At 69.2% G+C, this 19,135-nt stretch carries 20 protein-coding genes; 17 read left to right on the forward strand and 3 right to left on the reverse strand.

Annotated features, from left to right (window positions below; all coding sequences use genetic code 11):
• The first annotated feature begins 29 nt into the window (after positions 1 to 29).
• From ACZ1DY_RS14525 to ACZ1DY_RS14555, 7 genes are read left to right on the forward strand one after another with little or no spacing between them, the layout of a single operon-like run.
• On the forward strand, positions 30 to 1,067 hold the full coding sequence (locus tag ACZ1DY_RS14525) for an MCE family protein (protein ID WP_465484675.1): 1,038 nt from the start codon (positions 30 to 32) through the stop codon (positions 1,065 to 1,067).
• Positions 1,064 to 2,095 (forward strand): MCE family protein, encoded by a 1,032-nt coding sequence (locus tag ACZ1DY_RS14530; RefSeq protein ID WP_257488008.1) that lies wholly within the window; start codon positions 1,064 to 1,066, stop codon positions 2,093 to 2,095. Before ACZ1DY_RS14525 ends, ACZ1DY_RS14530 begins: the two co-directional genes overlap by 4 nt.
• The gene (locus ACZ1DY_RS14535; protein ID WP_465484676.1) at positions 2,092 to 3,273 is read left to right on the forward strand and encodes an MCE family protein; all 1,182 of its coding nucleotides are present in this window, start codon (positions 2,092 to 2,094) and stop codon (positions 3,271 to 3,273) included. Before ACZ1DY_RS14530 ends, ACZ1DY_RS14535 begins: the two co-directional genes overlap by 4 nt.
• Positions 3,270 to 4,475 (forward strand): MCE family protein, encoded by a 1,206-nt coding sequence (locus ACZ1DY_RS14540; RefSeq protein ID WP_465484677.1) that lies wholly within the window; start codon positions 3,270 to 3,272, stop codon positions 4,473 to 4,475. Before ACZ1DY_RS14535 ends, ACZ1DY_RS14540 begins: the two co-directional genes overlap by 4 nt.
• Positions 4,472 to 5,707, forward strand: coding sequence for an MCE family protein (locus ACZ1DY_RS14545; RefSeq protein ID WP_465484678.1), 1,236 nt, complete (start codon positions 4,472 to 4,474; stop codon positions 5,705 to 5,707). The genes ACZ1DY_RS14540 and ACZ1DY_RS14545 overlap by 4 nt, the downstream gene beginning before the upstream one ends.
• Entirely contained in the window at positions 5,707 to 6,195 is a 489-nt protein-coding gene (locus ACZ1DY_RS14550) for a hypothetical protein (protein ID WP_465484679.1), read from the forward strand. The genes ACZ1DY_RS14545 and ACZ1DY_RS14550 overlap by 1 nt, the downstream gene beginning before the upstream one ends.
• Positions 6,192 to 6,686 carry a hypothetical protein gene (locus ACZ1DY_RS14555; protein WP_126734877.1) on the forward strand — a complete coding sequence of 165 codons (495 nt, stop codon included), beginning with the start codon at positions 6,192 to 6,194 and terminating at the stop codon, positions 6,684 to 6,686. The genes ACZ1DY_RS14550 and ACZ1DY_RS14555 overlap by 4 nt, the downstream gene beginning before the upstream one ends.
• Here the strand turns inward: ACZ1DY_RS14555 and ACZ1DY_RS14560 are convergent, their stop codons facing one another.
• Entirely contained in the window at positions 6,687 to 7,160 is a 474-nt protein-coding gene (locus ACZ1DY_RS14560; protein ID WP_257488004.1) for a hypothetical protein, read from the reverse strand. It lies immediately after the preceding gene.
• Between the two features lie 177 nt (positions 7,161 to 7,337).
• Between ACZ1DY_RS14560 and ACZ1DY_RS14565 the strand changes: the two genes are divergently transcribed.
• The 3 genes from ACZ1DY_RS14565 to ACZ1DY_RS14575 all read left to right on the forward strand — a co-directional run bounded on the left by ACZ1DY_RS14565 (position 7,338) and on the right by ACZ1DY_RS14575 (position 10,777).
• Positions 7,338 to 8,582 carry an aspartate aminotransferase type Ic gene (locus ACZ1DY_RS14565; protein ID WP_465484680.1) on the forward strand — a complete coding sequence of 415 codons (1,245 nt, stop codon included), beginning with the start codon at positions 7,338 to 7,340 and terminating at the stop codon, positions 8,580 to 8,582.
• Between the two features lie 87 nt (positions 8,583 to 8,669).
• The gene (locus tag ACZ1DY_RS14570; RefSeq protein ID WP_465484681.1) at positions 8,670 to 9,617 is read left to right on the forward strand and encodes a ferritin-like domain-containing protein; all 948 of its coding nucleotides are present in this window, start codon (positions 8,670 to 8,672) and stop codon (positions 9,615 to 9,617) included.
• A 65-nt stretch (positions 9,618 to 9,682) separates the two neighbouring features.
• Complete coding sequence (locus ACZ1DY_RS14575) at positions 9,683 to 10,777, forward strand: FAD-dependent oxidoreductase (RefSeq protein WP_465484682.1); 1,095 nt, start codon at positions 9,683 to 9,685, stop codon at positions 10,775 to 10,777.
• Positions 10,778 to 10,969: 192 nt separating this feature from the next.
• Here ACZ1DY_RS14575 and ACZ1DY_RS14580 read toward each other — a convergent pair whose 3' ends face one another.
• A complete protein-coding gene (locus ACZ1DY_RS14580) occupies positions 10,970 to 12,760 on the reverse strand; it encodes an AMP-dependent synthetase/ligase (RefSeq protein WP_126734872.1) in 1,791 nt (596 codons plus the stop codon).
• A gap of 125 nt (positions 12,761 to 12,885) precedes the next feature.
• Between ACZ1DY_RS14580 and ACZ1DY_RS14585 the strand changes: the two genes are divergently transcribed.
• From ACZ1DY_RS14585 to ACZ1DY_RS14615, 7 genes are read left to right on the forward strand one after another with little or no spacing between them, the layout of a single operon-like run.
• Entirely contained in the window at positions 12,886 to 13,296 is a 411-nt protein-coding gene (locus ACZ1DY_RS14585; protein ID WP_192745515.1) for a polyketide cyclase / dehydrase and lipid transport, read from the forward strand.
• A gap of 8 nt (positions 13,297 to 13,304) precedes the next feature.
• Positions 13,305 to 14,093 carry a metallophosphoesterase family protein gene (locus tag ACZ1DY_RS14590; protein WP_126734870.1) on the forward strand — a complete coding sequence of 263 codons (789 nt, stop codon included), beginning with the start codon at positions 13,305 to 13,307 and terminating at the stop codon, positions 14,091 to 14,093.
• Positions 14,094 to 14,120: 27 nt separating this feature from the next.
• Complete coding sequence (locus ACZ1DY_RS14595) at positions 14,121 to 14,561, forward strand: SRPBCC family protein (RefSeq protein WP_125675560.1); 441 nt, start codon at positions 14,121 to 14,123, stop codon at positions 14,559 to 14,561.
• Between the two features lie 14 nt (positions 14,562 to 14,575).
• Entirely contained in the window at positions 14,576 to 15,718 is a 1,143-nt protein-coding gene (locus ACZ1DY_RS14600; protein WP_257488000.1) for an ArsA family ATPase, read from the forward strand.
• Entirely contained in the window at positions 15,715 to 16,134 is a 420-nt protein-coding gene (locus tag ACZ1DY_RS14605) for a hypothetical protein (RefSeq protein ID WP_126734868.1), read from the forward strand. Before ACZ1DY_RS14600 ends, ACZ1DY_RS14605 begins: the two co-directional genes overlap by 4 nt.
• Positions 16,135 to 16,150: 16 nt before the next feature.
• Positions 16,151 to 17,110, forward strand: coding sequence for an ROK family protein (locus tag ACZ1DY_RS14610; RefSeq protein WP_257489733.1), 960 nt, complete (start codon positions 16,151 to 16,153; stop codon positions 17,108 to 17,110).
• Between the two features lie 4 nt (positions 17,111 to 17,114).
• Complete coding sequence (locus tag ACZ1DY_RS14615) at positions 17,115 to 17,978, forward strand: NUDIX domain-containing protein (protein ID WP_465484683.1); 864 nt, start codon at positions 17,115 to 17,117, stop codon at positions 17,976 to 17,978.
• Here ACZ1DY_RS14615 and ACZ1DY_RS14620 read toward each other — a convergent pair.
• The gene (locus tag ACZ1DY_RS14620) at positions 17,975 to 19,117 is read right to left on the reverse strand and encodes a glutamate--cysteine ligase (protein ID WP_465484684.1); all 1,143 of its coding nucleotides are present in this window, start codon (positions 19,115 to 19,117) and stop codon (positions 17,975 to 17,977) included. The two genes, ACZ1DY_RS14615 and ACZ1DY_RS14620, sit on opposite strands and share 4 nt — an antisense overlap.
• Positions 19,118 to 19,135 lie beyond the last annotated feature (18 nt).

Raw genomic sequence — 19,135 nt, forward strand, 5'->3', positions numbered from 1 at the left:
AGCCATTCACGAGGCGGGAGGGGCACCCGATGAGGTCCTTCATCCCGGATCTGGTCAAGATCCTCGTCTTCGCCGTGGTGACGGTGCTGCTCACCGCGATCCTCGGCGCCACCATCGCGAACACCAACTTCGGCGAGACCTCCGGCTACACGGCCAAGTTCACCGACGCGTCCGGCCTCAAGGAGGGCGACGACGTCCGCATCGTCGGCGTGAAGGTCGGCCAGGTCGGCAAGATCGAGGTCGAAGAAGGCGAGAAAAACCTCGCCCAGGTCCATTTCGACGTCCAGGCCTCGCACCGGCTGCCGGCCTCGGTGACCGCGACGATCAAGTACCGCAACCTGGTCGGCCAGCGGTATCTCTCGCTCGGCACGGACATCGGGGACGAGAAGTCGTTGCCGCGCGGCGGGGTCATCCCGGCCGAGCGCACCAAACCGGCGCTCAACCTGACCGTGCTGTTCAACGGGTTCAAACCGCTCTTCCGCGCGCTGAACCCCGAGGACGTCAACAAACTCTCCTACGAGATCATCCAGGTCTTCCAGGGCGAGGGCGGCACGATCACCAGCCTGCTCGCGCACACCGCGTCGGTTACGTCGGCCATCGCGGGCAAGGACAAGATCATCGGCGAGGTCATCGCGAACCTCAACACCGTGCTCGGCACGGTCGAGCGACGCTCGCCGCAGCTGGGCGAGCTGATCGACCAGACCCAGCGGCTCGTCACCGGGCTCTCCGAGCAGCGGCAGCCGATCGGGGAGGCGGTCAAGGCGCTGGGCGACCTCACCGTCGCCACGACCGGCCTGCTCGCCGACGCGCGGCCGGCGCTCAAGGACGACGTCGTCCAGCTCGGCGCGCTGTCGCAGAACCTCGGCGATTCGGAACAGCTGCTCGACCATCTCCTGCAGGTACTGCCGGGCAACCTGCAGAAGTTCACCAGGACGCTGAGCTACGGCAGCTGGTTCAACTACTACCTGTGCGGGATCTCCGGCAGCATCGGCATCAAGTCGCTCGACATCGAACTGCCGATCACGCCGCTGCCCGGCACGCAGCGACCGGAGAGGTGCGGGCCGTGAAGCCGCTCAAGGAACGCAACCAGGCCGTGGTCGGCGGCGTGACGCTCATCCTGATCGTGCTGATCACGGCGACGACGTACTTCTCCGACCGGATCCCGTTGTTCGGCAGCGGGACGACGTACTCCGCGTACTTCGGCGAGTCCGCCGGGCTGGCGCCGGACAACGAGGTCCAGGTCGCCGGGGTCAAGGTCGGGCAGGTCAGCTCGGTGGAGCTGGCCGGCAAGAAGGTGCTGGTGAAGTTCCGGGTCTCCGGTGTCCGGGTCGGCGACGCGACCGCCGCGTCGATCGAGATCAAGACGCTGCTGGGGGAGAAGTTCCTCGCGCTCACGCCGAAGGGCAAAGGCAGCCAGGACCCGAACACCACCATCGGGCTCGACCGCACGCGGACGCCGTTCGAGCTGCAGGACGCGTTCCAGGAGCTGTCCGGCACGGTCGGCGACATCGACACGGCACAGCTGGCGACGAGCTTCACCGTCCTTTCCGACGCGCTCAAGGACAGCCCGCAGTACCTCAAGGACGCGCTGAGCGGCCTCTCCTCCTTGTCCAAGACGGTGTCCTCACGCGACGGTGACCTGAAGACGTTGCTGGCCAACACGAGCAAGGTGTCCAAGACGCTCTCCGACCGCAACGCCCAGCTGAAACGGATCCTCGACGACGGCAATCTCCTGCTCACCGAGCTGCAGAACCGGAAGGACGCGATCAGCACCTTGCTCAAGGGCACGCAACAGGTCTCGGCGCAGCTGTCCGGTCTCGTCGCCGACAACCGGCAACAGCTGAAGCCGACACTGGAGAAACTCGGCAAGGTCACCGACATCCTGCAGCGTAACCAGGACAACCTCAGCCGCAGTCTCGCGCTGATGGCGCCGTTCGCCCGCGTCGGCGCCAACGCGACCGGCAACGGGCGCTGGTTCGAGGGCTACCTGTGCGGGCTGCTGCCACCGACGATCATCGCGGGCGCGTTCCAGGTGAACCCGGAGGGCTGCACCCCGCCGATCGCGGCACCGAACCAGGGGGTGGGCGGACGATGAGCACTCGCACCCGCACGGTCTACGACTGGGTCGCGTTCGCCTGTGTCCTCGTGCTGCTCCTGACCGCCGGGCTGTGGCTGGTCTTCAAAGAACCCGGCGGGACCCGGATCAGTGCCTACTTCGGGAAGACGGTCGGGCTCTACGCGGGTTCGTCGGTCCGGGTGCTGGGGGTGAAGGTCGGGGAGATCACCGGGGTCACACCGCAGGGTGAGGCGGTCCGGGTCGACATGCGGATCGACGGCGACACCCCGATCCCGGCCGACGCGGGTGCCGTCGTCGTCGCGCCGAGCCTGGTCAGCGACCGGTACGTCCAGCTGACCCCGGCGTACGAGAGCGGCCCCGAGATGCCCTCGGACACGGTGATCGCCAAGGAGAAGACGGCGACCCCGGCCGAACTCGACGACCTCTACACGAGCCTCGACAAGCTCTCGACCAGCCTGGGACCCAACGGCGCCAACAAGAACGGCGCGCTGTCCGACGTGCTCGACACCGCCGCGGCGAACCTCGACGGCAACGGCAAGAACCTCAACACCACGGTCACGCGGCTGTCCGAGCTGGCCAAGACGCTGGACAGTTCCAAGGGCGACCTGTTCACCACGATCCAGAACCTGAACTCCTTCACCGGCGCGCTGGCCGAGAGCGACAAGCAGCTCAACGAGTTCTACCGCCGGGCCGCGGATGTGAGCGGCTTCCTGGCCGCGGATTCCGCCGACGTGGGCGCCGCGCTGAGCTCACTGGCGACGGCGATGGGCGACGTCGAGAAGTTCGTCGCGGAGAACAAGGACCTCCTGTCGTCCAATGTGGACAAGCTGGCCGGGCTGACCAAGGTGCTCGTGGACCAGCGGGCCTCGCTCGCCGAGGTGATCGACATCGCGCCGACCGGCGCGACCAACTTCATCAACTCCTACGACGCCGCGTCCGGCACGATCGCGGTGCGGGACAACCTGAACGAGCTGACGCATCCGCCGATCCTGACCGTGTGCCGCCTGATCAGCGCGAGCACGCCGAAGCCGATCCCGGACGCGCTGGGCAACATCTGCAAGCAGCTCGCGCCGGTCCTCGACGGCACGCTGAAACTCCCGTCGGTGCCGCAGGTGCTGGCCTCACTGCAAAGCGGTGAGCTGCCACCACTGCCGCTCCCGCTCGTCGACGTCATGACCAAGGGAATCCCGAAATGAGGCGGCAACGGCAGAGGATCGCGGGAGTGATGGCTGGCGTCCTGGTGCTGGCCGGTTGCAGTGACGGCGGTTTTTCGGGGCTGTACAACACTCCCTTGCCGGGCGGCGCGGATCTCGGTGACCACCCGTACCGGCTCACCGCGCAATTCTCCGACGTGCTCGACCTCGTGCCGCAGGCGAGTGTGAAGGTCAACGACGTCCCGGTCGGCCGCGTGGAGAAGATCGATCTCGCGCCGGACACGCGTTCGGCGTGGGTGAGCATGGTCGTCAACGGCGACATCGCGCTGCCCGCGAACGCTCGTGCCGAGCTGCGGCAGTCGAGCCTGCTCGGCGAGAAGTTCGTCGACCTGCACGCCCCCGAGAAGCCCGAGGGGACGCTCGCCGAGGGCGCGAAGATCCCGCTGGATCGCACGAACCGCAACCCCGAGGTCGAAGAGGTCCTCGGTGCGCTTTCCCTGCTGCTCAACGGTGGCGGCGTCGAGCAGATCCAGAAGATCAGCCACGAACTCAACGACGCGCTCACCGGCAACGAGGCCGAGGTCCGCTCCCTGCTGTCCCAAGTGGACAAGCTGGCCACCGAACTCGACGGGCACAAGGGCGAGATCCTGCGCGCCATCGACGGCCTCGACAAGCTGTCCAAGACCCTCGTCGGCCAGACGCAGAACCTCACGAACGCGCTGGACAACCTCTCGCCGGGGCTCAAGGTCGTGACCGAGCAACGGGACCAGCTCGTCGGCATGCTGCAGTCGCTGAACACGCTGTCCGGAGTCGCGACCGAGACGATCAACGCGAGCAAGGACACGCTGGTCGCGAACCTGCGCGCGTTGCAGCCCACGCTGAAGAAGCTGACCGAAGCCGGCCAGGACCTGCCGACGGCGCTGCGGATCCTGCTCACGTACCCGTTCCCGGACTACGCGGGCAACGTGATCAAGGGTGACTACGCGAACGTCGAAGCGAAGATCGACCTGAAGCTGGACACGTTCCTGGAGAACATGAACAACTCGTCGCAGCCGATCATCCAGCTGCCGGGCACCCAGGGTACCGGCACGCCCGGCGCGATCCCGTTCAACAACGGTGCCGCGCCACCGGTGCTGCCGCTCCCCGCCGGTGATCTCCCGCAGGCGCCCCAGACACCGCAGGGGGATGTGCTCGGCGGCGTACTGGGCGGGATCCTCGGTCCGCTGCTCGGAGGTGGCAGGTGATCACACGCAAGACCAGGATCCAGCTGGCGGCGTTCGTCGTCATCGCGGTGGTTTCGGTCGTGTACGCGGGCGGCAAGTACGCCGGGCTGGACCGGCTCTTCGGCACCCGCGGCTACCTCGTCACCGCGCAGCTCGTGGACTCCGGCGGGATCTTCGTCAACGCCGAGGTCTCCTACCGCGGTGTCGCGGTCGGCAAGGTCGCGTCGATGACGCTCACCGAACACGGTATCGACCTCGGTCTCGACATCGATTCGAGCGCGCCGAAGATCCCCGCGGACACCAAGGCCGCGGTCGCGAACCGGTCGGCGGTGGGGGAGCAGTACGTCGACCTGCTGCCCATGCACGAAAACGGGCCGTACCTCGCCGAAGGGTCGGTCATCAAACGCGACAGGACCTCGATCCCGCTCGGGCCGGAGACCGTGTTGTCCAATTTGGACAAACTGGTGTCGAGCGTGAAGCCGGAATCGCTGAAGACCGTCGTCGACGAGACCTACGAGGCGTTCGCGAACGCCGGCCCGGATCTGCGGCAGCTGCTGAACAGCACCGGTTCGCTCACCGCGACCGCGACGCAGTACCTACCCGAAACCCAGGGCCTGCTCGCCAACTCCCGGACGGTGCTGGACACCCAGCGGCGGCAGGCGGACAACATCACCCAGTTCTCCAGGGGGCTCAAGACGATCGCCGCGCAGCTGAAGACCTCCGACCCGGACCTGCGGCGCGTGATCGACGAGGCGCCGAAGCTGAGCCGCCAGATCAGCGACGTGCTCGCGGTCTCCGGAACCGACCTCGGCGTACTGTTCGCGAACACGCTCACGACCGCCCAGATCACGTCCGCCCGCACCGACGCGATCGAGGAACTGCTCGTCGCGTACCCGATCATCTCGGCGTTCTCGCGTTCGACGTCGCCGGACGGCACCGGTCACCTGGGCGTGGTGTTCAACTTCTTCGATCCGGTCTCGTGCACGAAGGGGTACGAGGGCACGAAACAGCGCCCCGCCAACGACACCACCGAGGCACCGGTGAACACCCAGGCGTACTGCGCCGAGCCGCCGGGCAGCCCAACCGGCGTGCGCGGCTCGCAGAACGCGCCGTACGCAGGAAAGCCGCCCGCGGTTCCGGAGCGGCCGAAGCAGACCCCGCAGGCGGCGGAATCCGCCCAGCTGCCGGGCGTGCTGAGCCTGCTCTCCGGATCCGCTCCCGGCGGGCTCGGCGCGCTGCTGGGCGGCAAGTAGTGCTCACCCGTGCCCTCACCGTCGTCGCCGCGCTGGCGGTCCTCGCGGCCGCCTGGTTCGGCTGGTCGTGGTGGAGCGCGGCCCAGGACGACGGCCTGGCGCGCGGCAGAGAACGCGAAGCCGTCCTGGCCGCCGCGTCCGGCCAGCTCGAAGTGCTCAACACGATCGACTACCGCAGCGGCGCCCAGGACGTCGACCGCTGGCTCGGCGTCACCACGGGACGGCTCGGCAAGGACCTCACCGGTGACCGGCAGATCCAGATCGACCGGGCGAACGCGAGCAAGACCGTCGCGACCGCCGAGCTCAAACAGGCCGCGGTCACCGAACTCGACGCCGCCGCCGGGACGGCACGGCTGATGGTCGTGCTGGACGTGCGGGTCAGCACCGGCGGCGGCCCGGCCGCGCCCAAGGTGAGCAGGCTTACCGTCGACTACCAGCGGGTCGAGGGCGGCTGGAAGGTCAGTGCGGTCCAGGCGGCGGGATCATGACCGGCCGCGTCCCGCGGATCCTGCTCGCGATCATCGTGGTGGCCACCGGCTGCGCGGTGTGGTTCGGCCTCCAGGCGTCCTCGCTGGGCTCGGACGGCAACGCGGCGCTGGTGGACCAGGCCGCCACGGCCGAGGTCGCGGACCAGGTCGGCGCCGGGGTGAAGGCCGTCTTCTCCTACGACTACAGCAACCTCGCGCGTACCGAGCGGGCCGCGGGCGAGGTGCTGACCGGCGAGGCGACCGGGCAGTACCGGGACCAGTTCGCGTCGGCGCGGAAACGGGCCGAGGAACAGAAGCTCGTACGGACGACGACCGTCCGGTCGCTGGGTGTCCGGTCCCTGCGCGGGGACCAGGCCGAGGTGCTGCTGTTCCTCGACCAGCAGACGATGACCGCCGGTGGCGGCGCGCCGCAATCGACGGTCTCGCAGCTTTCGGTCACCGCGCAACGCGTCGACGGACGGTGGAAGATCTCCCAGCTGACTCCGTTGTGATCAGGAAAGGCGTTTCATGTTCGCGCCGGTGATCGTGCCGTCGGAAACGGTGTAGGAACCGGAGAAAGTCCGCAGCGAACCGTCGGTCTGCCGGGCCGAAAGGTCGACGTACACGGTGTTCCCGCTCACGCTCCGCACGGTGACGGCGGCCCAGGAAGTCGACGCGTATCCACTGGCCCAGGAGGCATAAGAGCCGCCTTTCGCCAGTCGTTGCCCGCCGAGATTCCACGCGGTGAGGAAATCACGCCGGTTGATCGCGTCGTAGAAGGCGATCACCGTTTGCGCCACGGGAACCGAGGGCGTGACATAAACCGTCTGCGGCGGAGCGGCGACGGCGGGTGGCTGGATCACGATCGTGTTCGGCGGAGCGGCCACCGTGACGGCGGGCAGCGCCGTTCCCTGATTCGGTACCGCGCACGCGGCCAGCGTGCCCGCCGCCATCAGCGGCACCGCCGCCCATTTCTTCGCTCCCATTTCTCTCCCCTTTTCCTCGTGCTGCCGAGAATGCGGGAAAAGGTGACGGGACAATAGGGGATTTGGCCTCGTTACGATCGCTGAAAAACACGCCGGAACCGTTATCGGATCTTGTGCGCACGGGGCCTAGGGCCACCCTCGTCTCACACCGGAACGCCGCCGGGTTTAGCGTTAGGCATGACCACTGCACCTGTCGATGTCGAGAGCGCCCGCCGCGACTACGCGGCCCTCGTCGACCGTGGCCTCTCCCTGGACATCACCCGCGGCAAGCCGTCCCCCCGCCAGCTGGACCTCGCCGACGGGCTGCTCGCCCTCCCCGGAGACGTGCGCAAGGCCGAAGACGGCACGGACGTCCGCAACTACGGCGGCCTCAAGGGCCTGCCCGAGCTCCGCCGCATCTTCGCCGGGCCGCTGCAGGTCCCGGCCGAGCAGCTGCTCGCCGCGGGCAACTCCAGCCTGGAGCTGATGCACGACTCGATCGTGCAGGCCTTCCTCAGCAAGCTCCCGGGCGCCGAGCGCCGCTGGGCGGACGAGCCGAGCGTCAAGTTCCTGTGCCCCGTGCCGGGTTACGACCGTCACTTCGCGCTGGCCGAGCGCTTCGGGATCGAGCTGATCCAGGTGCCGCTCACCGAGACCGGCCCGGACATGGAGGTCGTCGAGCGCCTCGTCGCCGAGGACGCCGCGGTCAAGGGCATCTGGTGCGTGCCGAAGTACAGCAACCCGACCGGCGTCACCTACAGCGACGACACCGTGCGCCGTCTGGCCACGATGACCACGGCCGCCCCGGACTTCCGGATCTTCTGGGACAACGCCTACGCCGTGCACCACCTCACCGACGAAGAGGCGCGGCTGGCGGACCTGCTCGCGCTGGCCACCGAGGCCGGCAACGCCGACCGCGTGTTCGTCTTCGGCTCCACCTCGAAGGTCACCTACGCGGGTGGCGGTGTCGGCTTCTTCGGCGCCTCCGAGGCGAACCTGGCCTGGTGGACCGGCCTCATCGGCAAGCGGACCATCGGCCCGGACAAGGTCAACCAGCTCCGCCACGCGCAGTTCCTGCGCGACGAGGACGGCGTCCGCGAGCACATGCGCAAGCACGCCGAGCTCATCGGGCCGAAGTTCGCGGCCGTCGACGAGATCCTGACCAAGGAACTGGGCGAATCGGGCCTCGCGTCCTGGACCAAGCCGACCGGCGGGTACTTCATCTCGCTGACCGTGCCGTCCGGGACCGCCAAGGAGGTCGTGCGGCTGGCCAAGGAGGCGGGGATCGCCCTGACCCCGGCCGGCGCGACCCACCCGTACGGCGACGACCCCGAGGACGCCGTCATCCGCATCGCGCCGACGTACCCCGAGCTGGCCGAAGTCGAAGAGGCCATCCGCGGTCTCGCCGTCTGCGTCCGCCTTGCCGCGGCGACGAAGAAATAAGTTCGAGATCTTCTCCAATCCGGGTCACGGGTGGTTCCGAACGTCCGAGTGGGTGGGTGTGCACCGCAAAGACGAGAGGAACCACTCGTGTTCGGAAAGCCCTTCGTTCGTACCCTGATCTCGCGCAGCGCCGAGAACCGCACGGATCGCCGCCGGTTCCTGAAGGCCGCGGGCGCGGCGGGGCTCGGTGTGGTCGGCGCGACCTACCTCGGGGTGCAGGCCACTTCGTCCGCATCGGCGACGGGTGAGGCCGCTGCCGCCGCGGAAGCCCCTAGTGACGCGGCCGTGCTCAACTTCGCGCTCAACCTGGAGTATCTCGAAGCCGAGTTCTATTCCTTCGCCGTCCACGGCCGCGGGCTGCCGGACGACCTCACCGGCGGCGTCGGCGCCCAGGGTGGCGTCGTCGGCGGCAAGAAGGTCATGTTCCACGACAAGACGCTGCACCAGTTCGCGAAGGAGATCGCGGGCGACGAGGTCGCGCACGTCAAGTTCCTGCGCGGCGCGCTGGGCGAGGCCGCGGTGTCGCGGCCCGAGATCGACCTGAAGAACAGCTTCACCGCCGCCGCCCGCGCGGCCGGGCTGATCAGCGAGTACCAGCAGTTCGACCCGTTCGCCAACGAGAAGAACTTCCTGCTGGCGGCGTTCCTGTTCGAGGACGTCGGCGTGACGGCCTACAAGGGCGCCGCTCCGCTGATCACCAACAAGACCTTCCTGGACGCGGCCGCGGGCATCCTGGCGGCCGAGGCCTATCACGCCGCCACCATCCGGACCTCGCTGTTCGACCGCGGCCTCGGTGACGCGGCGGCCAAGATCTCCAACGCCCGCGACACCCTCGACGGTCCCGGCGACGACGACCAGGGCATCCTGCTCGGCAACCAGGCCAACATCGTGCCCGCCGACAACAACGGCATCTGCTTCGGCCGCGGCGCCGACCGGGTGCTGAACGTCGTCTACCTGAACCCCGGCCCGGTGAAGGAGGGCGGGTTCTTCCCCAAGGGGGTCAACGGCGAAATCGTCGCCAGCGGCGGCGCGTAACCCTCTCCGTCGGGTCGCCGTTACCCGGTAGGTTCGGGTGACGGCGACACGACAGGGGGTCAGCGGTGAAGACTGTGATCATCGGCGGCGGTATCGCGGGCACGGTGACCGCGATGGCGTTGCAGCGGGCCGGGATCGAGGCGAGCGTCCACGAGGCGTATCCGTCCGGCGGCGAAGACGCGGGCGCGTTCCTGACGATCATGCACAACGGCATGGACGCCCTGCGCGCGATCGGCGCCGAGGGGCCGGTGATCGACAAGTCCTTCGAGGCGGTGGGCCTGGAATTGGTGACGCCGGACGGGCGGACCGTCGAACGGCGGTCGTTCGACATCGACGGTCTCGCCGGGCCGCGCACGATGACCCGCGCGGCGCTGTATCGCGTGCTGCAGGAGGAGGCGATCTCGCGCGGGATCGCCTTCGAGCGTGGGAAACGGCTGGTCTCCGCGACACCGGGGGTCGCTCGCTTCGAGGACGGTTCCGTGGCCGAGGGCGACATCCTGATCGGCGCCGACGGGCTGCGCTCGGTCGTCCGGACCATCATCGACCCGGACTGCCCGCCTCCGCGCTCGACGGGCCTAGACGTCGTCTACGGCTACACGACCGACCCGGGCGTCCCGCAGGCGCCGTCCCTCTATCGGATGATTCAGAGCCTGCATGCCTACTTCGGCTACACGAGCACGCCCGACGGTGCGACGTACTGGTTCGCGCGGCTTCCCACGGCCGAGGGAGTGCGCTCGGGCCTGTCGCCGGCCGAATGGCGCTCGGCCGCGTTCGCCGCTTTCGAGGGGGAACCGTTGCCCGCCGCGGAAATCATCGAGTCGACCGGGGACGAGGTCTTCGGCGGGCATTCCTACGACGTCCCCTCGACGCCGGTGTGGTTCACCGAGTCGATGGTGCTCGTGGGCGACGCGGCGCACGCGGCCTCGCCCGCCGCGGGGCAGGGCGCGTCGATGGCGTTGGAGGACAGTGTCGTGCTGGCGCAGTGTCTGCGGGATCTTCCCGACGCGCCAACGGCTTTCGCGGCCTACGAGCGGCTGCGGCGGGCGCGGGTTGAGGAGCTGGTGGCCGGCAGCGCGGCGGTGTCGTCGGGGACGACGTCCGACCGGGACCGGAACTGGCTGTACCGGCACCACATCGAGTGGGACGCGAAGATCGGCTGAAGGACGCTTTCGCCGCGCAGGCGGGGTGTCCTGAAGGGCACCTTCGGGAAGGCTCTGTCCACAGTGGATGATCCTCGGGGGGGGGGGTGTTGCGAAAGCCGCTTTCGCAACACCCAGCCTGGCCCGCTCAAGTACGTGCAGGCCCCCTTCACTGCGCTAGACGCAGTGAAGGGGGCCTTCACGTACTCTGGCCTACTTCTTGTACAGGGCTTCGATGTCGGTCGCGTAGTTCTTGTTCACGATGTTGCGCTTCAGCTTCAGGCTCGGCGTGATCTCGCCGCCTGCCTCGGTGAAGTCCTTCGAGAGGATCGTGAACTTCTTGATCGCCTCGGCCTGCGAAACCGCGCTGTTGGCCTGATCGACGGCCGTCTGGATCTCGGCGCGCAGCTCGGCGTCGTCGGCCAGGTCGGACACCGAGGCGTCGGCGGGCTTGCCGTGCTGCGACTTCCACGACGGGAAGTACTCCTCGTCGATGGTGATCAGCGCGCCGATGAACGGCCGCTGGTCGCCGACGACCATCGCCTGGCTGACCAGCGGGCTGGCCTTGATGGTGTCCTCGAGCCCGGACGGGGCGACGTTCTTGCCGCCCGCGGTCACGATGATCTCCTTCTTGCGGCCGGTGATCTTGAGGAACCCGTCCCGGTCCAGCTCGCCGAGGTCGCCGGTGTGGAACCAGCCGTCTTCGAGCGCTTCGGCGGTCGCTTCGGGGTTGTTGAAGTAGCCGCTGAAGACGACGTCACCCTTGAGCAGGATCTCGCCGTCTTCGGCGATCCGCACCGAGGTGCCGGCGACCGGGCGGCCCACGGTGCCGACGCGGAATCCGTCCTGGGTGCCGACGCAGGCGGCGGCGGACGTCTCGGTCAGGCCGTAGCCCTCGAACACCGGGACACCGATGCCGCGGAAGAAGTGCGCGAGCCGCACGCCGAGCGGAGCACCACCGGACACCGCGGCCACGCACCGGCCACCGAGGGCCGCGCGCAGCTTGGTGAACACCAGCTTGTCGAACAGCGCGTGCTTGATCTTGAGGCCCAGCCCGGCGCCGCCGGTGTCCTGGGCCTGGCTGTACGCGACGGCGGTGGCTTCGGCGGCGTCGAAGATCTTGCCCTTGCCGTCACCGTGCGCCTTCTGCTTCGCGCCGTTGTAGACCTTCTCGAACACGCGCGGCACGGCGACGACGAACGTCGGCCGGAAGGTGCCGAGGTCGGCGACGAGGTTCTTGACGTCCGAGGTGTGCCCGAGGGTCACCCGCGCGCTGAGCGCGGTCACCGCGATGGCGCGGGCGAGGACGTGCGCGAGCGGCAGGAACACCAGCAGCGAGTTGCCCTGCTCCATCAGCTGCGGGAACGCGGCGATGTCGGCGCGGATCTCGGCGAGGAGGTTCCGGTGGGTCAGCTCGACACCCTTGGGGCGGCCGGTCGTGCCCGAGGTGTACACGATCGTGGCCAGGTCGCCGGCCTTCACCGTGCGGCGGCGCTCGTGGAGGTCGTCGTCGCTGAGCCCGGCACCCTGCTCGGTGAGGCGCTCGACGGCACCCCCCTCGATCTGCCAGGTGTGCTCCAGGGCGTCGAGACGGCCCTTGACGGTCTCCAACGTCGCGACGTGTTCGTCGGTCTCGACGAACACGGCCTTCGCGGCCGAGTCCGAGAGGATCCAGTGGACCTGCTCGGCCGAGGACGTGTCGTAGATCGGGACGGTGACCGCGCCGGCGGCCCAGATCGCGAAATCGATCAGGGTCCATTCGTAACGGGTCTTGGACATGAGCCCGACCCGATCGCCCGGAGCGATGCCCGCCTCGGCCATTCCCTTGGCCACGGCCAGAACCTGGGCGGCGAAGTCTTTGGCGGTGACGTCCAACCAGGTACCGTCGACCTGGCGGCGGAAACTCACCACATCGGAGAACCGCTCGGCGTTCGCCCAGACGACGTCGGCGAGATTTTCGTCGTCGTTCACCGGAGTGGCGGCGGGGGCGCTGTATTCGCGCACGAGGAACCTCCGTGTTCGCGTGCAAGTGGTGTGACCGGTGTTACCCGCCAGTCAACTTAGCGTGCCGTGCACCTTAAGACCATGCTGACGAATCGGCCATACCCAGGGCATGACATTCTGCCGCTGTGAACCAGGCGCCGCCAGCTCTCGACATCGTCGACGAGACCTTCATCGTGGTCCCGCCCTCCACCGTCGCCGCCGCCTTCGCCGATCCGCGATCTTGGTCACGTTACTGGCCGGACCTCGTCCTGGAGGTCTACACCGACCGTGGGGACCAAGGACTGCGCTGGACCGTGCGCGGCGCCTTGATCGGTACCATGGAGGTCTGGCTCGAGCCGGTGCTCGACGGCACTTTGCTGCACTACTTCCTGCGTGCCACGCCCGCCGGTCCGGACGGGGAGCCTCGTCCGCTCCAGGCCCGTGACCTGCGGCGGGAGTTCGATCGCAGGGCCCGTGCCGCCAAGGCGATCGCGCTCGGGCTCAAGGAGGTCCTCGAGGACGGGCGCGAGCCCGGGGTCGGTCCCCGGGCCGAGTAGGGGAGAGCATGCGGGTTCACGTGGTGTCGGACGTGCACGGCAACGCCGACGCGCTCAAACGCGCGGGCGACGGCGCCGACGCGCTGATCGTGCTGGGCGACCTGCTGGACTTCGTCGACTACCGCGAGCACGACAAAGGCATCATGGGCGCGCTGTTCGGCGCCGAGAAGGTCGGCGAGTTCGCGCGGCTGAGGCGTGAGGGCACTCGTGATGAGACCGTTGCCTTCTCGCGATCGTTGTGGGCCACTTTGGCCGATCCCGCCGCCGCGGTCGGCGAGGCGATCCAGGACCAGTACGCCGTCCTCTTCGGAGCGCTGACCGCGCCGACGTTCGCGACCCCCGGCAACGTCGACGACCCGTCGCTGTGGCCCGAGTTCGCCGGCGACGGCATCACCGTCCTCGACGGCGAGGTCGCCGAGTTCGGCGGGCTGCGCTTCGGGTTCATCGGCGGCGCGCTGCTCCCGCCGAACGTGGTCCCGCGCCGCAACGGCTTCTGGCGGCCGTACCTGCGCACCCGCGAGGAGTACGACGTCGCGGTCGCCGGCCTGGAGAAGGTGGACGTCCTGTGCACCCACATCCCGCCCGCCGTCCCGGAACTGACCTACGACGTGATCGCCCGGCGCTCCGAGATCGGGTCGGCGGCGCTGGTGGATCTCATCCGCGAGCAGCGGCCGCGCTGGTCGGTCTTCGGGCACGTCCACCAGCCGCTGACCCCGAGGACGAGGCTCGGCAGGACCGAATGCCGTAACGTCGGTCACTTCAAAGAGACCTCTCAGCCGTACGTGCTTCGCTGGTGACCGCCGGTCCCGGCTAGAGTTCGGGGCATGGCCGAGCAGTCCACGCAGTCCATCGAGGTCGACGCCGAGCCCGCGCGGGTGATGGCCGTCATCGCCGACTTCCCCGCGTACCCGGAATGGGCCAAGGCCGTCCGGGAGACCGAGGTCCTCGCCGAGGACGACAACGGCCGCGCCAAGCAGGTGAAACTCACCCTCGACGCCGGACCCATCAAGGACGTCTACACCCTCGAGTACGACTGGGACGCCGACGGCCACGGAGTCAGCTGGCACCTGGTCAAGGGGCAGATGCAGAAGGCCCAGAACGGCCGCTACGCGCTCGAAGCGCTGGGCGCCGGCCGCACCAAGGTCACGTATACGCTGTCCGTCGAGCTGGCGCTGCCGATGATCGGGCTGCTGCGCCGCAAGGCCGAGAAGATGGTCATGGACACCGCGCTCAAGGAGCTCAAGAAGCGCGCTGAAGCATCCTGAGTCGAAGGGTAGGCATGCGGATCCTGCTGTTCACCGGCAAGGGGGGTGTCGGCAAGACCACGCTGGCCGCGGCGACGGCGGCGGCACTGGCCGGGCGGGGCAGGAAGACGCTCGTGGTCTCGACCGACCCGGCGCATTCCCTCGGTGACGCCTTCGGCCGCGCGCTCGGCGGCGAACCGTCCGAAGTGGACACGCTGCTGCACGCCGCCCAGATCGACACCCGCGGCCTCGTCGACAGCACGTGGCGCGAACTCCGGCAGGAACTCCAGATCGCGCTCGCGGGAGCGGGTCTCGACTCGCTCGACGCCGAAGAGCTCACGGTGGTGCCCGGCGTCGACGAACTCCTCGCCCTCACCGAGGTGCAGCGCCTCGCCGAGCACGGCCCCTGGGAGACGGTCGTCGTCGACTGTGGACCGACCGCGGAAACGCTGCGCCTGCTGGCCTTGCCCGAAGCCGTCTCCGGCTACCTGTCGCGGATGTTCAAACCGGGCGCGCGGCGGACGGCGGCCGCGGTGCGGCGGCTCGGCGCGCACCTGGAGTCGCTGCGCACCCTGCTGACCGATCCGGCCACCACGACCGTGCGGCTCGTGCTGACCCCGGAACGCGTCGTCGTCGCGGAAGCCCGCCGCACGCTCAGTTCCCTTGCCCTGCGCGGAATCCTGGTCGACGGCCTGATCGTCAACCGGCTGATGCCCGCGCCCGGGTTCTGGCGCGGCGCGGCGGCCGCCTGGATGCGGACCCGGCGTACGCAGCAGAACACCGTCCTCGCCGAACTCGCCGACGCGGGCTTCGGGCCAGGGCAGGTGAAGCCCGTCGAGTATCGCGCGGTCGAGCCGGTGGGGCTCGAGGCGCTGCAGGAAATCGCGTACGAGCTCTACCAGGGGCTGGACCCCCTGGCGGGCAACGAAAAAGGGGTGACCCCGCTGTTGCGGGTGTCCGAATCGGACAGTGGCTACGAGCTGCGGATCGCGGTGCCGCTGCACCGTGACTCCGAAGTGGACCTGGCCAGAGTGGACGATGATCTCGCCGTCACCGTGGACGGTTTCCGGCGGCTGATCGCGCTGCCGGAGATGCTGCGCCCGTGCCGGATCACCGGTGCGGAATCCGACGCGCACGGCCTGGTCGTGAACCTGGCCGGGAACCGGGGACCCGGGTGAGCGAGAACGACGAGAACACCGGATCGGCGCCGCTCGACCTGGTCGAAGAGATCCGCCTGCTGGTCGAGCTGGTCGTCGAGCACGCCGCGCCGTGGCTGGAGGGGCTGATCTCCGCCGGGCACGGCTGCACCGACCACGATTCCGGCGAATGGTGCCCGCTCTGCGCCATCGTCGGGATCTTCCGGGGGGAGCGGCCCGAGTTCGTGGCCCGCCTGATGGAGCAGGCCGCGCAGCTCGTCGCGCTGCTGCGGGCGGTGCTCGCCGATCGATGGGAACCCGAGGCCGGCGTGCACATGCCGGGGTTCCAGCCTGCGCGGAAGGAGCCCACGGCCGAAGATGTCCAGGTGGGAGCTTCGCGGGTCCAGCACATCACGGTGACCAGGCGCGACGCTTGGCAGCCGGACCGGGAGAACTGAGTTGCTGACGGTAGGGGTGGACGTCGGGGGCACGAGTGTGCGCGCCGGCGTGGTGGACGAGCACGGCTCGCTGATGGACACGGCCAGGGTCGGGACGCCCAGCGGTGAGGACGCGCTCGAGGACGCCATCGCCGGGGTCGTCGAAGACCTCCGCAACCGGCACGACGTCTCCGGTGTCGGCCTCGCGGTCGCCGGGTTCGTCGCGAAGGACCGGCGGACGGTGATGTTCGCGCCGCATCTGTCCTGGCGTGCCGCGCCGGTCGCCGAGCGCATCGAAAAGCGGGTCGGCCTGCCGGTCACCCTGGAACACGACGTGAACGCCGCCGCGGTCGGCGAATACCGCTTCGGGGCCGCCCGCGGCGCTCATGTCGCCGCGCTGATCGCACTGGGCACCGGGATCGGCGCGGGACTGCTGCTCGACGGCAAGATCTACCGGGGCGCGTACGGCGTCGCGCCGGAACTCGGGCACCTGACCGTCGTCCCCGGCGGCAGGCCCTGCCCGTGCGGGAAGTACGGCTGCTGGGAGCGGTACTGCAGCGGGACGGCGCTGGCCGCCACGGCGGTGGAGCTGCTCGCGCGGCATCCCGGCCGCTCGACCGTCCTCGCGCGTGAGACCAGGGGAGACCCCGGTTCGGTCACCGGCCGCCGGGTCGCCGGTGCCGCCCGCGACGGCGACCCGATCGCCCAGCGCGCGATGACCGAACTGGCGAAATGGCTGGCCGAGGGCCTGGCCCTGGTCGCCGACGTCTTCGATCCCGAGATCATCGTGATCGGCGGCGGGGTGTCCGAATCGGCGCCGCTGTTCCTCGACGAGGCGCGCGAACGCTACGCGGACAAGATCACCGGTGCCGGACACCGCCCGCTGGCCCGGATCCGGGCCGCGCACCACGGCGACGATTCGGCGATCGTCGGTGCCGCCGCGCTCGCCGTCGACGCGGCGAAGGCTCCCGGTGCCCAGGTCGGTGTGACAGGCTGAAGCCGTGACCCGGCAGGACGGCAACGGCTTCGTGAAATGCGACTTCGGGCATCTTCACTGGGGTTTGAACGGCGCCGCCGGGTTGTTGCTGTCCGATCCCGCGCGCGGTGTCCTGCTGCAGCGGCGGGCCTGGTGGGTCCATCATGGACGCACCTGGGCGCTACCCGGGGGCGCCGTCGAGGCGGGGGAGAGCCCGCGCGAGGCCGCCACCCGTGAGGCGCACGAGGAGGCCGACATCCCGCCCGGGCGGGTCCGCGCGCTGGCGGCGTCGCATGTCGACCACGGGAACTGGCGCTACACCACGGTCCTGGCCGCGCCGATCGGCCCGCTGTCGGCCAGGGTGACGAGTGCGGAGAGCGCGGAACTGCGGTGGGTCCGGGCGGCCGAGGTCGCGGACTTCCGGCTGCACCGGGATTTCGCGGCGGCGTGGCCGGGATTGAGGGAACACTTGGATCGCAGGCTGGTACTGGTGGTCGACGGCGCCAACGTCGTCGGGTCGCGGCCGGACGGCTGGTGGCGCGACCGGCGTGGCGCTGCCGAGCGGCTGCGGGACAAGCTCGCGACCTTGTCCGAGACCGGGCTCGCCGATCCGGCACTGCCCGGCGGCGGCGGATGGTCGTGGTGGCCGAAGGTCGTGCTGGTCGTCGAGGGCAAGGCGCGGGGAGTCGCGGCCGTGCCGGGCGTCGAGGTCGTGGACGCCGAGTCCGATGGGGACTCCCGGATCGTGGCGGTCGTACGGGAGGCCCGGGCGGCCGGCCCGGACGACCACGTCGTCGTGGTGAGCGCCGATCGTGAGCTGCGGTCCCGCGTCGAGGCTCTGGGCGCCACGACCTTCGGCCCCGGCACTCTTCTGGGCCACCTCGACTAAGGGCGCGCGATCTTCCCGTCCCGCATCTCCGCGATGAGCGAAGCGACGACGGCGCGGAGGCTGCCGTTGTACTGCTTCGCCACCGCGCGCTGACGCAGGTAGCTGGGCCCGCAGGTCAGGATCGTCTCCACCGACCGCAGTTCGTCGGCGCAGTCCAGGCGCCGGGCGACCGGTTCCAGCCGGTTCAGCAGGTCGTAGGTGTCGTCGGTGACCAGCCGCTCGTTGCCCGCCGCGTCGAGGATGACGATCGCGTCGACGCCGTAGCGCGCCGCACGCCACTTGTTCTCCTGGACGTGCCACGGCGGCAGCGTCGGCAGGATCTCGCCGTCGTCGAGACGCGCGCTGAAGTTGTCGACCAGGCATTGGGTCAGTGCGGAGATCGCACCGACCTCCTCCAGCGTCGGCAGCCCGTCGCACACCCGCATCTCGATCGTCCCGAAATGCGGCGCGGGCCGGATGTCCCAGCGGATCTCCGAGAAATGGTCGATCACGCCCGTGGTGAACATGTCGTCGACGTAGCTCTCCAGCTCGGTCCACTTCCGGAACTGGAACGGCAGCCCGGCCGTCGGCAGCTGCTGGAACATCAGCGCGCGGTTCGACGCGTACCCCGTGTCCTCCGCGCCCCAGTACGGCGAAGACGCCGAAAGCGCTTGCAGATGCGGCGCGTACTTGAGCAGCGCGTCCAGGATCGGCAGGGCCTTGTCGCGGTGGTCGACGCCGACGTGCACGTGGACGCCGTAGATCAGCATCTGCCGTCCCCACCACTGGGTCCGGTCGATGAGCTTGGCGTAGCGCTCCTTGTCGGTGACCTTCTGCTGGTACCACGTCGAGAACGGATGCGACCCCGCCGAGAACAGCTCGACGCCCAGCGGGTCGAGCACCGAGTGCACGACGTCCAGCGAGTCGTTCAGATCGGCCTTGACCTCGGCGATCGTGTCGCAGATCCCGCTGATCACCTCGATGGTGTTGAGCAGCAGCTCCTGCTTGATCTTCGGATGCTCCTCCTCGCCGTCCGGACGGACGGCGTCGAGCACCTGCTCCGCGACCGACGAGAGCTCACCGGTCCGCCGGTCGACGAGGGCGAGTTCCCATTCCGCGCCGACCGTCGACCGGCGCGAGGGGGTGAAGTCGATCTTCATCTTCCGAATTGTCCGGCA

The sequence above is a fragment of the Amycolatopsis sp. PSD-21 genome (assembly GCF_055561455.1).

Excerpts from the sequence above, each read along its gene's own strand:
- ACZ1DY_RS14560 (WP_257488004.1), bottom strand. The coding sequence starts at position 7,160 with ATGGGAGCGAAGAAATGGGCGGCGGTGCCGCTGATGGCGGCGGGCACG.
- ACZ1DY_RS14565 (WP_465484680.1), top strand. The coding sequence starts at position 7,338 with ATGACCACTGCACCTGTCGATGTCGAGAGCGCCCGCCGCGACTACGCG.
- ACZ1DY_RS14540 (WP_465484677.1), top strand. The coding sequence starts at position 3,270 with ATGAGGCGGCAACGGCAGAGGATCGCGGGAGTGATGGCTGGCGTCCTG.
- ACZ1DY_RS14525 (WP_465484675.1), top strand. The coding sequence starts at position 30 with ATGAGGTCCTTCATCCCGGATCTGGTCAAGATCCTCGTCTTCGCCGTG.
- ACZ1DY_RS14535 (WP_465484676.1), top strand. The coding sequence starts at position 2,092 with ATGAGCACTCGCACCCGCACGGTCTACGACTGGGTCGCGTTCGCCTGT.
- ACZ1DY_RS14595 (WP_125675560.1), top strand. The coding sequence starts at position 14,121 with ATGGCCGAGCAGTCCACGCAGTCCATCGAGGTCGACGCCGAGCCCGCG.
- ACZ1DY_RS14620 (WP_465484684.1), bottom strand. The coding sequence starts at position 19,117 with ATGAAGATCGACTTCACCCCCTCGCGCCGGTCGACGGTCGGCGCGGAA.
- ACZ1DY_RS14590 (WP_126734870.1), top strand. The coding sequence starts at position 13,305 with ATGCGGGTTCACGTGGTGTCGGACGTGCACGGCAACGCCGACGCGCTC.
- ACZ1DY_RS14600 (WP_257488000.1), top strand. The coding sequence starts at position 14,576 with ATGCGGATCCTGCTGTTCACCGGCAAGGGGGGTGTCGGCAAGACCACG.
- ACZ1DY_RS14555 (WP_126734877.1), top strand. The coding sequence starts at position 6,192 with ATGACCGGCCGCGTCCCGCGGATCCTGCTCGCGATCATCGTGGTGGCC.